The sequence below is a fragment of the Streptomyces syringium genome (genome assembly GCF_017876625.1).
Classification (GTDB): Bacteria; Actinomycetota; Actinomycetes; order Streptomycetales; family Streptomycetaceae; genus Streptomyces; species Streptomyces syringius.
In genome coordinates, this window is record NZ_JAGIOH010000001.1 from 5447101 (window position 1) to 5459940 (window position 12840).

Consider the following 12840-nt stretch of genomic DNA (forward strand, 5'->3'; position numbering starts at 1 on the left):
AACAAGGCCGGTGCACGGCACCCGGAATGCTGTGACGCTATGTGCGGAATGGGTCACCAGATGTAGAAACCTGCACCCCTTAAAACGCCCCCAAACCGGCAATTCGCACCCCGGACGTGAAGGGGCGCCCGGTGTCCCAGTCGCCATGATCAGGAGCGGAACGTCTGGTTCAGCCCTGCAATGTCCGTTTCGCGAGGGTGAAATGTCCGACCGATATGCGGCATTTTTTGAGGTACTCGTGAGCAAACTCACAGCAGACTCAGGACTTCTCCAGCGGGCCGGTGGGGAAGGGCAGGCCTAGCCTGGACCTTTACACCCGCTGCGAAAACGACAACGCGAGGCCACTCACAGTGAAGACGACGACGCCGTCCCGGAAGACCGCCAACCCGCGCCGCACCACGCTCGCGCACCTCGAGGACGCCGCGGGGCTGAGCGCCGCCGGCGACCTCGTCCGCGAGCACGCCGTCGAGCTGCCGGCCGTCACCGCCAACCCGCGCCGCACCGTCCTCATGACCGCGCCCGTGACGGCCCCCCAGGGCTGACCCACGGCGGCGCACGGGCCGCCGGCGACCCCCGCGATAGCCTGGGGTGTCAGTCTCCGGCCGGACCAGATAGGGGCAAAAGCTTCCCGTGCGCATCGCCAGGTTCTCCATCGACGGCAACGTCGCCTTCGGTGTCGTGGAAGGGGACGCCTCCACAGAAGGCGGCCCCGTCCTCGACATCATCAAGGGCCACCCCTTCGCCGAGTTCGAGCGCTCGGGGCAGAAGATCCCGCTGAGCAAGGTGCGGCTGCTGCCGCCCGTCCTGCCCAACAAGGTCGTCGCCATCGGCCGCAACTACGCCGAGCACGCCGCCGAGCTGGGCAATGCCATTTTTGACGATCAAGGGCGTCCCGACGCCCCCGTCGCGTTCTTCAAGCCGTCCACCGCGGTCATCGGCCCCGGCGACCCCATCGCGTACCCCTCCTTCTCCAGCGAGGTGCACCACGAGGCCGAGCTGGCCGTGGTCATCGGCCGCATGTGCCGCGAGGTCCCGCGCGAGCGCGTGAAGGACGTCATCCTCGGCTACACCTGCGCCAACGACATCACCGCGCGTGATGTCCAGGAGCGCGAGAAGCAGTGGGCCCGGGCCAAGGGCTTCGACACCTCCTGCCCGCTGGGCCCCTGGGTCGAGACCGAGCTGGACCCGAGCGACCTCGGGATCATGTGCACGGTCAACGGCCGGCAGCGCCAGCTGGGCCGCACGAGCGACATGGTCCGCTCCATCGAGGACCTGATCGTCCACATCACCGAGGCGATGACGCTGCTCCCCGGCGACGTCGTCCTCACCGGCACCCCGGCCGGGGTCGGACCCCTGAACGTCGGCGACGAGGTCGCCGTCACCATCGAAGGCATCGGCACTCTCACCAATAAGGTGATCAAGCGTGGCTAGCGCAACTCCCGTACGCGTCCGTTTCTGTCCCTCGCCGACCGGCAACCCCCATGTGGGTCTGGTCCGCACCGCCCTGTTCAACTGGGCGTTCGCCCGCCACCACGGCGGCACCCTGGTCTTCCGCATCGAGGACACCGACGCGGCGCGCGACTCGGAGGAGTCGTACCAGCAGCTGCTGGACTCGATGCGCTGGCTGGGCTTCGACTGGGACGAGGGCCCCGAGGTCGGCGGCCCGCACGCGCCGTACCGCCAGTCGCAGCGCATGGACATCTACCAGGACGTCGCGCGGAAGCTGCTGGACGGCGGTCACGCCTATTACTGCTACTGCACCACCGAGGAGCTCGACGCCCGCCGCGACGCCGCCCGCGCGGCCGGCAAGCCGTCCGGCTACGACGGCCAGTGCCGGGTGCTCACCCCCGAGCAGAAGGCGGCGTACGACGCCGAGGGCCGCAGCTCGATCGTCCGCTTCCGGATGCCCGACGAGCCGATCACCTTCACCGACCTCGTCCGTGGCGAGCTGACCTTCACCCCGGAGAACGTGCCGGACTTCGGCATCGTCCGGGCCAACGGCGCGCCGCTCTACACGCTCGTCAACCCCGTCGACGACGCGCTGATGGAGATCACCCACGTGCTGCGCGGTGAGGACCTGCTGTCCTCCACGCCGCGCCAGATCGCCCTCTACCGGGCGCTCGCCGAGATCGGCGTCGGCAATGGCACCACCCCGCAGTTCGGCCACCTGCCGTACGTGATGGGCGAGGGCAACAAGAAGCTCTCCAAGCGCGACCCGCAGGCGTCCCTGAACCTCTACCGGGAGCGCGGCTTCCTCCCCGAGGGCCTGCTGAACTACCTCTCCCTGCTCGGCTGGTCCCTCTCGGCCGACCAGGACATCTTCACGATGGACGAGATGGTCGCGGCCTTCGACATCAAGGACGTCAACGCCAACCCGGCGCGCTTCGACCTCAAGAAGTGCGAGTCGATCAACGGCGACCACATGCGCCGCATGGACGTGAAGGCGTTCATCGAGGCCTGCGGCCCCTGGCTGAAGGCCCCGTTCGCCCCGTGGGCCCCCGAGGCCTTCGACCAGGCGGTCTTCGAGGCCATCGCCCCGCACGCGCAGACCCGGCTGACGGTGCTCTCCGACATCACCGCCAACGTCGATTTCCTCTTCCTCGACGAGCCGGCCCACGACGAGGCGTCCTGGGCCAAGGCGATGAAGGAGGGCTCGGACGCGCTGCTGCGCACCGCGCGCGCCCGCCTGGAGGCCGCGGAGTGGAACCCCGAGGCCCTCAAGGCGGCCGTCCTCGCCGCCGGTGAGGAGCACGGGCTGAAGCTCGGCAAGGCCCAGGCGCCGGTCCGCGTCGCGGTCACGGGCCGCACGGTCGGCCTGCCGCTGTTCGAATCGCTGGAGATCCTCGGCCGCGAGCGCACTCTGGCGCGTATCGACGCTGCCCTGGTGAAGCTCGCCGGCTGACGGCGCAGGGCCGCCCAGGCGGCCACAGGGCCCTTTCACGGGCTCAGGGGCCCGTTCCCGCGGTTGTTCGACCGCGGGGGCGGGCCCTTCGCCCGTGGCGGGCCGTACGGCCGTGCGGGCGCGGGTGCGGGCGCCGCGCGAGGTGCCGTGGGGCGTCCGGGCCGGCCCTGCGGGTTATCGGTTTTGGAGCCCCGTCCACCTTCGGGTAATGTTCTTCCTGCGCCGCCCGAGAGGGCCGAGAGGCCGGAGCGGACGGTGCAAGCCCGAGCAAGACCCTTTAAGTAAGGTCGAGTTCTGGTGGGGTATGGTGTAATTGGCAGCACGAGGGTTTCTGGTTCCCTTAGTCTAGGTTCGAGTCCTGGTACCCCAGCCAAAGGAAATTCGATCGAATTTCTTTTGGTAAATTAGTAAGCGCAGTGCGAGCCCCCGTTGTGTAGCGGCCTAGCACGCCGCCCTCTCAAGGCGGTAGCGCCGGTTCGAATCCGGTCGGGGGTACAGATCCTGAATTCCGTCACCATCCGGAGAACTTCCGGAGGCGATGATGAATGGATCGCTAGGGCCCCCGTTGTGTAGCGGCCTAGCACGCCGCCCTCTCAAGGCGGTAGCGCCGGTTCGAATCCGGTCGGGGGTACTGGTATCACCATGGGATATGGTGTAATTGGCAGCACGAGGGTTTCTGGTTCCCTTAGTCTAGGTTCGAGTCCTGGTATCCCAGCGCAGATAGCTCTGCAAACAAAGCTAGCCCCCGTTGTGTAGCGGCCTAGCACGCCGCCCTCTCAAGGCGGTAGCGCCGGTTCGAATCCGGTCGGGGGTACAAGAAGAAAAAATGCCTTTCGCGTGAGCGGAGGGCATTTTTTCGTGCGCTCTTCCGCGCCGCCGGATGCCGCCCCGATAATTCCCGCATGGTCCATCCCCACGGCGGGCGCCGCCGGGTCCACGTCGGCGATCTCCGGCCCGGCGACCACGCGTGCCTCCTCTTCGACTCGGACGAGGAACGGGCTCTGCTCCTGGGCGGCTTCCTGCTCGGGGGCCTGGACGCCAAGGACAAGATCCTCTACCTCGCGGGGGAGGGCCCGGCCGGCCACGACGCCCTGCTGGACCGCTGCCGTTTCCCCGCCGGGCCGCCCGATCTGTCCGGGCAGCTGGAGATCGTGGGCCCGGCCGAAATCTCCTCGGGCCGCGGGGAGTTCGAGCCCGCCGCCCTCCTGGACCGGCTCCGGGCCGCCGCCGACCGCGGCCGCCGGGAGGGCTACCGCGCCCTGCGGGTCGCGGCCGATCTGGGCGCCCTCCTGCGCGACGGCCGCGACGTCCACCGCCTACTGCGGTACGAAGCCCTGCTGGCCGCGGAGTTCATCGACGACGAGGCGCTGGCCGTCTGCCAGTACGACCTCCGCCGCTGTGACCCCGCTGCCCTGGACACCCTCGCAGCCGCCCACCCCCGGAGCGTCGAATTGGATCCACTCGTCCGCACGGCCGATCTGGTCGTGGTCCGCACCTTCCGTCCCCCGGGCCTGCGGATCGAGGGGGCGGTCGACGCCGGCTCGCACGGGCACCTCAGGGAGGCCCTGCAGTCGGTCGCGGCCGTCAGGGGCGACGTCCGCCTGGAGATGTCCCGGGTGGAATTCCTCGACCTCGGCGGGCTGCGGCTGCTGATGACCTTCGCCAGGGCCCGCGCCGCCCGCCACTACGCCGTCGAGCTGACGGGGCTGCTGCCCCATCTGCTCCGCGTCATCACGCTCATCGGCTGGGACCGGACGCCCGGCCTCCGGCTCGGGGCCGCGCATGCCTACTGAGCACGCCGACGGGCCCGGATTCGTCCATCACGCCTGTCTGTACGGCAGCGACGAGCAGTTCCTGGCGACGGCCCTGCCGTTCGTCCGGGACGGGCTGACGGCCGGGGAGCCCGTCCTCGCCGCGACGACACCCGCCAACATCGAACTGCTCCGGGACGCCCTCGGCGAGCGGGCGCACGCCCTGGACACCGCCGAGACCGCGTACTTCGGCCGCCGGCCCGTGGAGCGCGTCTCCGCCTTCCTGCGCTACCACGACCGCCGGGCCCGGCCCGGGCGGCGCATGCGGATGCTCGCCGAGCCGGTGTGGGGCGGCAGATCCGCCCGTCAGATCGCCGAGTGGAAACGGATGGAGTCCGGGCTCAATGTGCTGCTCGCCGAGCTGCCGGTCTGGATGATCTGCCCGTACGACACCCGGGCCGTGTCCGCCGACGTGGCGGCGGCCGCCTGTGTCACGCACCCCGTGCGGATGGACGGCGGGCGGGCCCGCCCCTGTGCCGGGTACACGGACCCGCTGGCGTACGCGGCGGCGATCGGTCCGGCGCCGGAGACCGCCCCGGCCACGGCCGCGCGGATGGGCCCCACGGCCGACTCCGCGGCCGTCCGGCTCTTCGCCCGTGAGCGGGCGGCCGCGGCGGGGCTGACGGGCGAGCGGCTCGCCCTGGCCGAGTTCGCCGTCGCCGAGGCGGCGGGCTATCTGCTGGCCGCCGACGGCGCCCGGGTCGCCCTGCGGATCTGGGAGGAGCCGGGCACCCTGGCCTGCGAACTGCTGCGCGAGGATCCCCACGGCGCGAGCGTGCCGGCCTTCGCCGGCTTCCTGCCCCCCGACGAGGCACCGGACCCGGAGGACGGCCTCTGGCTCGCGCGCACCCTCAGCGAGACCCTGGAGGTGCGCGCGGAGGGCGACCGCACCCGCCTCGGTCTGCGGCTCGCGGGCCTGCGTGACGCGGAGTGCGGCTGACCGCACGAACGGTCACCCACGGACGGTCGGCCGCAGGTGACTCGCTACGGGCGAGGGTCGGCGCGGCTCAGCCGTTGCGGCGGAGGGCCTCACTCAGGCGCAGGGCGGCGTCGATGACCGCCTGGGCGTGCATCCGGCCCGGGTGGCGCGTCAGCCGCTCGATGGGGCCGGAGACCGACACGGCGGCCACCACGCGGTTCGAGGGGCCGCGCACGGGCGCGGAGACCGAGGCGACGCCCGGCTCCCGCTCGCCGATCGACTGGGCCCAGCCCCGGCGCCGGACGCCCGAGAGCGCGGTCGCCGTGAAGCGGGCGCCCTGCAGACCGCGGTGCAGCCGCTCGGGCTCCTCCCAGGCCATGAGCACCTGGGCCGCCGAGCCCGCCTTCATCGGCAGCGTCGAGCCGACCGGCACGGTGTCCCGCAGTCCGGACAGCCGCTCCGCGGCCGCCACACAGATCCGCATGTCGCCCTGGCGGCGGTAGAGCTGCGCGCTCTCGCCCGTCACGTCCCTCAGGTGCGTGAGCACCGGTCCGGCCGTGGCCAGCAGCCGGTCCTCACCGGCCGCCGCCGCCAGCTCGCTGAGCCGCGGGCCGAGGATGAAACGGCCCTGCATGTCCCGCGCCACCATCCGGTGGTGCTCCAGCGCCACGGCGAGCCGGTGCGCCGTGGGCCGGGCGAGCCCGGTCGCCGCCACGAGCCCGGCCAGCGTCGCCGGGCCGGACTCCAGAGCGCTCAGTACCAAAGCCGCCTTGTCGAGAACGCCCACGCCACTCGAGGCGCCACCAGAGTTGTCCATGAAACGATATTCGCGTCTCACAGTGTGAAACGCAAGTTCAATTTTCCGGGATTGGCGCCAACCTGGACGGACAGGACCCCACTGGCACACGAGTTGGGTCGGCAGCGACGCCGGCCGGAGGGACAGCGATGGGACGGACACTCGCGGAGAAGGTCTGGGACGACCACGTCGTCACGCGCGCCGAAGGCGAGCCCGACCTCCTCTTCATCGATCTGCACCTGCTCCACGAGGTCACCAGCCCGCAGGCCTTCGACGGTCTGCGCAAGGCCGGCCGCGGCGTCCGCCGCCTCGACCTGACCATCGCCACGGAGGACCACAACACCCCCACCCTCGACATCGACAAGCCCATCGCGGACCCGGTCTCCCGGGCCCAGCTGGAGACGCTGCGCAAGAACTGCGCGGAGTTCGGCGTCCGGCTGCACCCGCTGGGCGACGTCGAGCAGGGCGTCGTCCACGTCGTGGGCCCGCAGCTGGGACTGACCCAGCCCGGCACCACCGTCGTCTGCGGCGACAGCCACACCTCCACCCACGGCGCCTTCGGCGCGCTGGCGTTCGGCATCGGCACCAGCCAGGTCGAGCACGTGCTGGCCACTCAGACGCTGCCGCTCGCCCCCTTCAGGACCATGGCCGTCACCGTCGAGGGCGAGCTGCCGGACGGCGTCTCCGCCAAGGACCTGATCCTCGCCGTCATCGCCAGGATCGGCACCGGCGGCGGCCAGGGCTACGTCATCGAGTACCGCGGCTCCGCCATCGAGAAGCTGTCGATGGAAGCCCGGATGACCGTCTGCAACATGTCCATCGAGGCGGGCGCCCGGGCCGGCATGATCGCCCCCGACGAGACCACCTTCGCCTATCTGGAGGGCCGGGCCCACGCCCCCCGGGGCGCGGACTGGGACGACGCCGTCGCGTACTGGCGCACCCTGCGCACCGACGACGACGCGGTCTTCGACCACGAGGTGGTCATCGACGCCACCGAGCTCGCCCCGTTCGTCACCTGGGGCACCAACCCGGGCCAGGGCGCCCCGCTGTCCGCCGCCGTTCCCGACCCCGCCTCCTACCAGGACGCCTCCGAGCGGCTGGCCGCCGAAAAGGCCCTGGAATACATGGGGTTGACGGCGGGTCAGGCGCTGCGCGACATCCGGGTGGACACCGTCTTCGTCGGCTCCTGCACCAACGGCCGGATCGAGGACCTGCGCTCCGCCGCCGATGTCCTCGGGGGCCGGAAGGTCGCCGACGGCGTCCGGATGCTGGTCGTCCCCGGGTCCGTGCGCGTGGCACTGCAGGCCGTCGAGGAGGGTCTGGACAAGGTGTTCACCACCGCCGGCGCCGAGTGGCGGCACGCGGGCTGCTCGATGTGTCTCGGTATGAACCCCGACCAACTCGCGCCCGGCGAGAGGTCCGCGTCGACCTCCAACCGCAACTTCGAGGGCAGGCAGGGCAAGGGCGGCCGCACCCACCTGGTCTCCCCCCAGGTCGCCGCCGCCACCGCCGTACTGGGCCATCTGGCCTCCCCGGCGGACCTCTCCGGTCCGGCCGCCACTTCCGACGTCACGACTCCCGTGGGGGCCTGAACAGCCATGGAAGCTTTCACCACGCACACCGGCCGGGCCGTCCCGCTGCGCCGCGGAAATGTCGACACCGACCAGATCATCCCGGCGCACTGGCTCAAGAAGGTGACCCGCGACGGCTTCGAGGACGGGCTCTTCGAGGCCTGGCGCAAGGACCCGGAGTTCGTCCTGAACCGTCCGGAGCGCGCGGGCGCCACCGTGCTGGTCGCCGGCCCCGACTTCGGCACGGGCTCCTCCCGCGAGCACGCGGTCTGGGCGCTGCAGAACTACGGCTTCAAGGCCGTGGTCTCGTCGCGCTTCGCCGACATCTTCCGTGGGAACTCCCTCAAGAACGGTCTGCTGACCGTCGTCCTGCCGCAGGAGACCGTCGACGCGCTCTGGGAGCTGACCGAAGCCGACCCCACCGCCGAGGTCACGGTGGACCTCGTGGCACGCGAGGTCCGGGCCGAGGGCATCACGGCTGGATTCGACCTTGACGAGAACGCCCGGTGGCGACTCCTGGAGGGGCTGGACGACATCAGCCTGACCCTCCGGCAAGAGGCCGACATCGCCGCCTTCGAGGCCCGGAGGCCTTCCTACAAGCCGTCCACGGCCCGGATCTGACATCAATTTCGGGCCCGAACGGCCCATCGTCCGAGCCCCTTGCCGACCCCGGATTTTCGCTGTTCACCCAGGGTTTGACATGATGCGCCCCCTGTCTTCGGACAGGGGGCGCATCGCTCTGTTGAGGCCCTGTGAAGCGACAACTCGCCTCAGATGGCACAATCGGTGCATGGAACGCGACAGCCAACTCGAGCTCTACCGGCTCGTCGCCGACCAACTCAAGGAAGCGCACACAAGGGTGCGCGCACTGCAAGTCCCGGAGGGCGTACGGATGGCGCTGTCCCGGAAGCTGCTGGTCATCACGGCCGCGGCAAAGCACGATCTCTCAGGCGCGGCAAGGCGTCTGGACCGGCTGATGAACGACCTCGACGAGGGCCGTTTCCCCGAAGAGCCCGACCCCGACGGAACTCCGTGATGGTCGAGTTCGTTGCGGCACAAGGGTGATTAGACCGTTTCGTGTTTGATTTGCGGTATATATCTGCCTAACGTGCGAAAAGGCTGGAACGCATTCGTTCCAGCAATGTCTCCGAAGGGGAAGACGTGAACAAGGCGCAGCTCGTTGAAGCGATTGCCGACAAGCTCGGCGGCCGTCAGCAGGCCGCAGACGCTGTCGACGCGGTACTCGACGCGATCGTCCGTGCGGTGGTCTCCGGCGACCGGGTCTCGGTCACCGGCTTCGGCTCGTTCGAGAAGGTCGACCGTCCGGCCCGTTACGCCCGCAACCCGCAGACGGGTGAGCGCGTGCGGGTCAAGAAGACCTCGGTGCCCCGCTTCCGCGCGGGTCAGGGCTTCAAGGACCTGGTGAGCGGCTCGAAGAAGCTCCCGAAGAACGATGTCGCGGTGAAGAAGGCGCCCAAGGGCAGCCTTTCCGGTGGCGTCAAGACCACCACCAAGGCCGCGGCCAAGAAGGCCACCGCCAAGAAGGCCGCCGCGAAGAAGGCCACCACGGCCACCACCGCGAAGAAGACCGCGGCGAAGACCACGGCGAAGAAGACCACCACCGCGGCAGCGGCCAAGAAGGCCACCACCGCGAAGAAGGCCACCGCCAAGAAGACGACGGCCACCGCCACCAAGGCCGCCGCCAAGAAGGCGACCCCGGCGAAGAAGGCCACGACGACGGCCGCCAAGAAGACCACGGCGAAGAAGACCGCGCCCGCCAAGAAGGCTACGGCGACCAAGGCTCCGGCGCGCAAGACCACCGCGCGCAAGACCACCGCCAAGAAGACGGCCGCCAAGAAGAAGTAACGGCGACGCACGGCGTCACGCGCCGGGCCGGGCTCCCCTCGGGGAGCCCGGCCCGCGGTGTGTCCCCAGCCGGCAGACCGCGCCGGAATCCGCCGTGGGAGCCGCCCCGGAACCGTCGGAGCTAGAAGGTCTGCAGCGTTACCAACGTCACGCGCCGGGCCGCGTCGCCGCCCTCGGCGCCTTCCGGGGCCTGTCCGAACTCGATCCGTACGCGCTGCCCGGGGCGCAGCAGCCGCAGGCCGCCCGCGTCGAACGCCGCCGCGTCGAAGGGCACCGGGGTGCCGTCGTCCAGGAGCACGCTCCCGGCGCGGGTCTGAGGGTCGTAGGTGTACGCGGTGGCCTGCATGGGGCCAGCCTAGTCGAGCCCCACCGCCGGGCCGGGGGCCGTCGCACGGCCCGCCGCGGCCGCCGTGTGCGGGCCCACGCCCAATGCCAGAGCCGTCCGCAAATCCTGCTCGGTATCCACGTCCTGCCGTACGGAATCCACCCCGGTCAGCTCGATCTCCCGGGCCCCCGAAGCACGGTGACGGGCACGCGACCGGCCCTCGAACGCCGGCGCCAATTCATTTCCCGCGGTCGCCGAGAGCAGTGTCGTGCCGATTCCCGCGGCATCCGCGAGAAATGCGCGCGGGAATTCGGCGGCCGAATCGAGCACCCGCCCGAGTTCCGCGGGGCGCAGCGCCGGCAGATCCGCGTTGAGCGTCGCCACCCCGGTATGCGGCCACCGCGTCCGGGCGGTGCGCGCCCCGTGCGCGAGGGCGCTGTTCAGGCCACCGCCCCCCGTCGGCTCGGGCAGCACCCAGGCGCCGAGCGCGGACAGCTCGGCCCCCGCCCGGCGATCGTCCGTGACGACCACCACATCCCGCACGGCCCGGCAGGTCAGCGCGGCGCCCACGGTGTCCAGGGCGAACGCCAGCGCGAGGGCGGGCCGGGGCAGCCGCCCGGTGCCGCCCGCGAGGCGGCTCTTGGCCAGGGCCAGCGGCTTCACGGGCACGACCAGCGTCCAGACCACGTCCGCTCCCTCCCGTCGCATGGCTCTTATTGTCACCTGCTGCCGCAGCCCGCCGGGGACCGCCGGGGTTACGGTGTTCTCGACAGACCGGGTACCTGGGGCCACACTTGTCCGGCCCCCGGGTTCGGACGGCTCCCGAGCCCGGCTTCAGGTTCCAAGAGAAGGGTGTCCGAGTGTCCCGCCACAGAATCGGCTTCTGGTACCGCTTTACGGCGGTGTTGGCAAAACCGCCGCTCGTGGTTCTGTTCAAGCGGGACTGGAGGGGAATGGAGCACATTCCGGCTGACGGCGGATTCATCACCGCGGTCAACCACAACTCCTATCTCGACCCGCTCTCGTACGCCCACTTCCAGTACAACACCGGGCGCGTCCCCCGCTTCCTGGCCAAGGCCGCCCTGTTCCGGACCACCTTCGTCGGAACGTTGCTGCACGGCACCGGGCAGATCCCGGTCTACCGCGAGACCACCGACGCCGCCACCGCTTTCCGGGCCGCCGTCGACGCCATCAACAAGGGCGAGTGCGTGGCCTTCTACCCCGAGGGCACCCTCACCCGCGACCCCGACATGTGGCCCATGGAGGGCAAGACCGGGGCCGCCCGCGTGGCCCTGCTCACCAAGGCCCCGGTCATCCCGGTCGCCCAGTGGGGCGCCAACGAGGCCATGCCGCCGTACGCCAAGGAGAAGAAGCTGCGGCTCTTCCCCCGCAAGACGCTCAGGGTCGCGGCGGGACCGCCCGTCGACCTCTCCGCGTACTACGGCAAGGAGCCGACCGCCGAGGTGCTGCGCGAGGCCACCGAGAAGATCATGGCCGCGATCACCGAACTCCTCGCCGAACTCCGCGGCGAGCCGGCGCCCGCCGAGCCGTACAACCACAAGCGGGCCCGCGCCGCGGCCCGCCGGACACCACAGCAGACACAAGGGGACAGCAAGTGACGCGCTGCGCCGTCTACGGCACCGGCTCCTGGGGCACGGCCTTCGCGATGGTCCTCGCGGACGCCGGCTGCGAGGTGACCATGTGGGGCCGACGCGCCGCCACCGTGGACGCCGTCAACACCGGCCGCACCAACCCCGACTACCTCCCGGGCGTCGAGCTGCCCGCCACGGTCCGGGCCACCACCGACCCCGCCGAGGCGGCCGACGGCGCACAGTTCACCGTGCTGGCCGTGCCGTCCCAGACGCTGCGCGGCAATCTCGCCGAGTGGGCCCCCCTGCTGCCCGCCGACACCGTGCTCGTCTCCCTGATGAAGGGCGTCGAACTGGGCACGGCCAAGCGGATGAGCGAGGTCATCGAGGAGGTCGCCAAGGTCTCCGCCGATCAGGTCGCGGTCCTCACCGGCCCCAACCTCGCCCGCGAGATCGCCGCCCGGCAGCCCGCCGCGGCCGTCGTCGCCTGCCGTGACGAGTCCGTGGCCAAGCGGCTCCAGGCCGCCTGCCACACCCCGTACTTCCGCCCGTACACCAACACCGACGTGGTCGGCTGTGAGCTCGGCGGCGCCGTGAAGAACGTCATCGCCCTCGCCGTGGGCATCGCCGACGGCATGGGCCTCGGCGACAACGCCAAGGCGTCGCTCATCACCCGCGGGCTGGCCGAGACGACCCGGCTGGGCCTCGCGATGGGTGCCGACGCGCACACCTTCGCCGGACTGGCCGGCATGGGCGACCTCGTCGCCACCTGCTCCTCGCCGCTCTCCCGCAACCACACCTTCGGCACCAACCTCGGCCGCGGCATGACCCTCGCCGAGACCATCGCGGTCACCAAGCAGACCGCCGAAGGCGTCAAGTCCTGTGAATCCGTGCTGGATCTGGCCCGGCGCCACGATGTCGACATGCCGATCACCGAGACGGTCGTGGACATCGTGCACGAGGGCAAGCCGCCGCTGGTGGCCCTCAAGGAGCTCATGTCGCGCAGCGCCAAGCCCGAGCGACACTGAAGCGCGGGATTGCACCCGGCGGACCACGAGGTA

At 70.8% G+C, this 12840-nt stretch carries 14 protein-coding genes and 5 tRNA genes; 16 read left to right on the forward strand and 3 right to left on the reverse strand.

Features of this window, described 5'->3' with window-relative positions; genetic code table 11:
• Positions 1-350: 350 nt before the first annotated feature.
• The 10 genes from JO379_RS24385 (at position 351) to JO379_RS24430 (ending at position 5653) form a co-directional block, all read left to right on the forward strand.
• Complete coding sequence (locus JO379_RS24385; protein ID WP_130880098.1) at positions 351-542, forward strand: hypothetical protein; 192 nt, start codon at positions 351-353, stop codon at positions 540-542.
• A gap of 88 nt (positions 543-630) precedes the next feature.
• Positions 631-1431, forward strand: coding sequence for a fumarylacetoacetate hydrolase family protein (locus JO379_RS24390; RefSeq protein ID WP_130880099.1), 801 nt, complete (start codon positions 631-633; stop codon positions 1429-1431).
• On the forward strand, positions 1424-2902 hold the full coding sequence (gene gltX, locus JO379_RS24395; RefSeq protein ID WP_209517001.1) for a glutamate--tRNA ligase: 1479 nt from the start codon (positions 1424-1426) through the stop codon (positions 2900-2902). Before JO379_RS24390 ends, gltX begins: the two co-directional genes overlap by 8 nt.
• Positions 2903-3200: 298 nt before the next feature.
• A tRNA-Gln gene (locus tag JO379_RS24400) sits at positions 3201-3275 on the forward strand.
• A gap of 49 nt (positions 3276-3324) precedes the next feature.
• Positions 3325-3397 (forward strand) — tRNA-Glu (locus tag JO379_RS24405).
• Between the two features lie 63 nt (positions 3398-3460).
• Positions 3461-3533, forward strand: a tRNA-Glu gene (locus JO379_RS24410).
• A gap of 12 nt (positions 3534-3545) precedes the next feature.
• Positions 3546-3617, forward strand: a tRNA-Gln gene (locus JO379_RS24415).
• 26 nt (positions 3618-3643) lie between these two features.
• A tRNA-Glu gene (locus tag JO379_RS24420) sits at positions 3644-3716 on the forward strand.
• An 88-nt stretch (positions 3717-3804) separates the two neighbouring features.
• Positions 3805-4695, forward strand: coding sequence for an MEDS domain-containing protein (locus JO379_RS24425; RefSeq protein ID WP_130880101.1), 891 nt, complete (start codon positions 3805-3807; stop codon positions 4693-4695).
• A complete protein-coding gene (locus JO379_RS24430; RefSeq protein ID WP_130880102.1) occupies positions 4685-5653 on the forward strand; it encodes an anti-sigma factor RsbA family regulatory protein in 969 nt (322 codons plus the stop codon). The genes JO379_RS24425 and JO379_RS24430 overlap by 11 nt, the downstream gene beginning before the upstream one ends.
• Before the next feature lie 67 nt (positions 5654-5720).
• Here JO379_RS24430 and ndgR read toward each other — a convergent pair whose 3' ends face one another.
• The gene (gene ndgR, locus JO379_RS24435) at positions 5721-6449 is read right to left on the reverse strand and encodes an IclR family transcriptional regulator NdgR (RefSeq protein WP_130880103.1); all 729 of its coding nucleotides are present in this window, start codon (positions 6447-6449) and stop codon (positions 5721-5723) included.
• A 128-nt stretch (positions 6450-6577) separates the two neighbouring features.
• On the opposite strand from ndgR, the gene leuC reads away from it, so the two are divergent.
• The 4 genes from leuC to JO379_RS24455 all read left to right on the forward strand — a co-directional run bounded on the left by leuC (position 6578) and on the right by JO379_RS24455 (position 9865).
• Positions 6578-8020 (forward strand): 3-isopropylmalate dehydratase large subunit, encoded by a 1443-nt coding sequence (gene leuC, locus JO379_RS24440; protein WP_130880104.1) that lies wholly within the window; start codon positions 6578-6580, stop codon positions 8018-8020.
• A gap of 6 nt (positions 8021-8026) precedes the next feature.
• The gene (gene leuD / locus JO379_RS24445) at positions 8027-8620 is read left to right on the forward strand and encodes a 3-isopropylmalate dehydratase small subunit (protein WP_130880105.1); all 594 of its coding nucleotides are present in this window, start codon (positions 8027-8029) and stop codon (positions 8618-8620) included.
• Between the two features lie 169 nt (positions 8621-8789).
• Positions 8790-9035: an SCO5555 family protein gene (locus tag JO379_RS24450; protein WP_130880106.1), complete on the forward strand. Its 246-nt coding sequence runs from the start codon at positions 8790-8792 to the stop codon at positions 9033-9035.
• A gap of 125 nt (positions 9036-9160) precedes the next feature.
• Positions 9161-9865: an HU family DNA-binding protein gene (locus JO379_RS24455; protein ID WP_130880107.1), complete on the forward strand. Its 705-nt coding sequence runs from the start codon at positions 9161-9163 to the stop codon at positions 9863-9865.
• A 121-nt stretch (positions 9866-9986) separates the two neighbouring features.
• Here the strand turns inward: JO379_RS24455 and JO379_RS24460 are convergent, their stop codons facing one another.
• Together JO379_RS24460 and cofC are read right to left on the reverse strand one after the other, a co-directional pair.
• A complete protein-coding gene (locus tag JO379_RS24460) occupies positions 9987-10211 on the reverse strand; it encodes a hypothetical protein (protein ID WP_130880108.1) in 225 nt (74 codons plus the stop codon).
• Between the two features lie 9 nt (positions 10212-10220).
• The gene (cofC, locus tag JO379_RS24465) at positions 10221-10877 is read right to left on the reverse strand and encodes a 2-phospho-L-lactate guanylyltransferase (protein ID WP_130880334.1); all 657 of its coding nucleotides are present in this window, start codon (positions 10875-10877) and stop codon (positions 10221-10223) included.
• Between the two features lie 173 nt (positions 10878-11050).
• Here cofC and JO379_RS24470 point away from each other — a divergent pair, with 173 nt between their 5' ends.
• Complete coding sequence (locus JO379_RS24470) at positions 11051-11809, forward strand: lysophospholipid acyltransferase family protein (RefSeq protein WP_209517003.1); 759 nt, start codon at positions 11051-11053, stop codon at positions 11807-11809.
• Positions 11806-12807, forward strand: a complete 1002-nt coding sequence (locus JO379_RS24475) for an NAD(P)H-dependent glycerol-3-phosphate dehydrogenase (protein WP_130880110.1) — start codon at positions 11806-11808, stop codon at positions 12805-12807. Before JO379_RS24470 ends, JO379_RS24475 begins: the two co-directional genes overlap by 4 nt.
• Positions 12808-12840: the final 33 nt, after the last annotated feature.

Bases quoted from the DNA above. Each gene is read 5' to 3' on its own strand.
- JO379_RS24425 (WP_130880101.1), top strand. From the start codon at position 3,805: ATGGTCCATCCCCACGGCGGGCGCCGCCGGGTCCACGTCGGCGATCTC.
- JO379_RS24430 (WP_130880102.1), top strand. From the start codon at position 4,685: ATGCCTACTGAGCACGCCGACGGGCCCGGATTCGTCCATCACGCCTGT.
- ndgR (WP_130880103.1), bottom strand. From the start codon at position 6,449: ATGGACAACTCTGGTGGCGCCTCGAGTGGCGTGGGCGTTCTCGACAAG.
- leuC (WP_130880104.1), top strand. From the start codon at position 6,578: ATGGGACGGACACTCGCGGAGAAGGTCTGGGACGACCACGTCGTCACG.
- leuD (WP_130880105.1), top strand. From the start codon at position 8,027: ATGGAAGCTTTCACCACGCACACCGGCCGGGCCGTCCCGCTGCGCCGC.
- JO379_RS24450 (WP_130880106.1), top strand. From the start codon at position 8,790: ATGGAACGCGACAGCCAACTCGAGCTCTACCGGCTCGTCGCCGACCAA.
- JO379_RS24460 (WP_130880108.1), bottom strand. From the start codon at position 10,211: ATGCAGGCCACCGCGTACACCTACGACCCTCAGACCCGCGCCGGGAGC.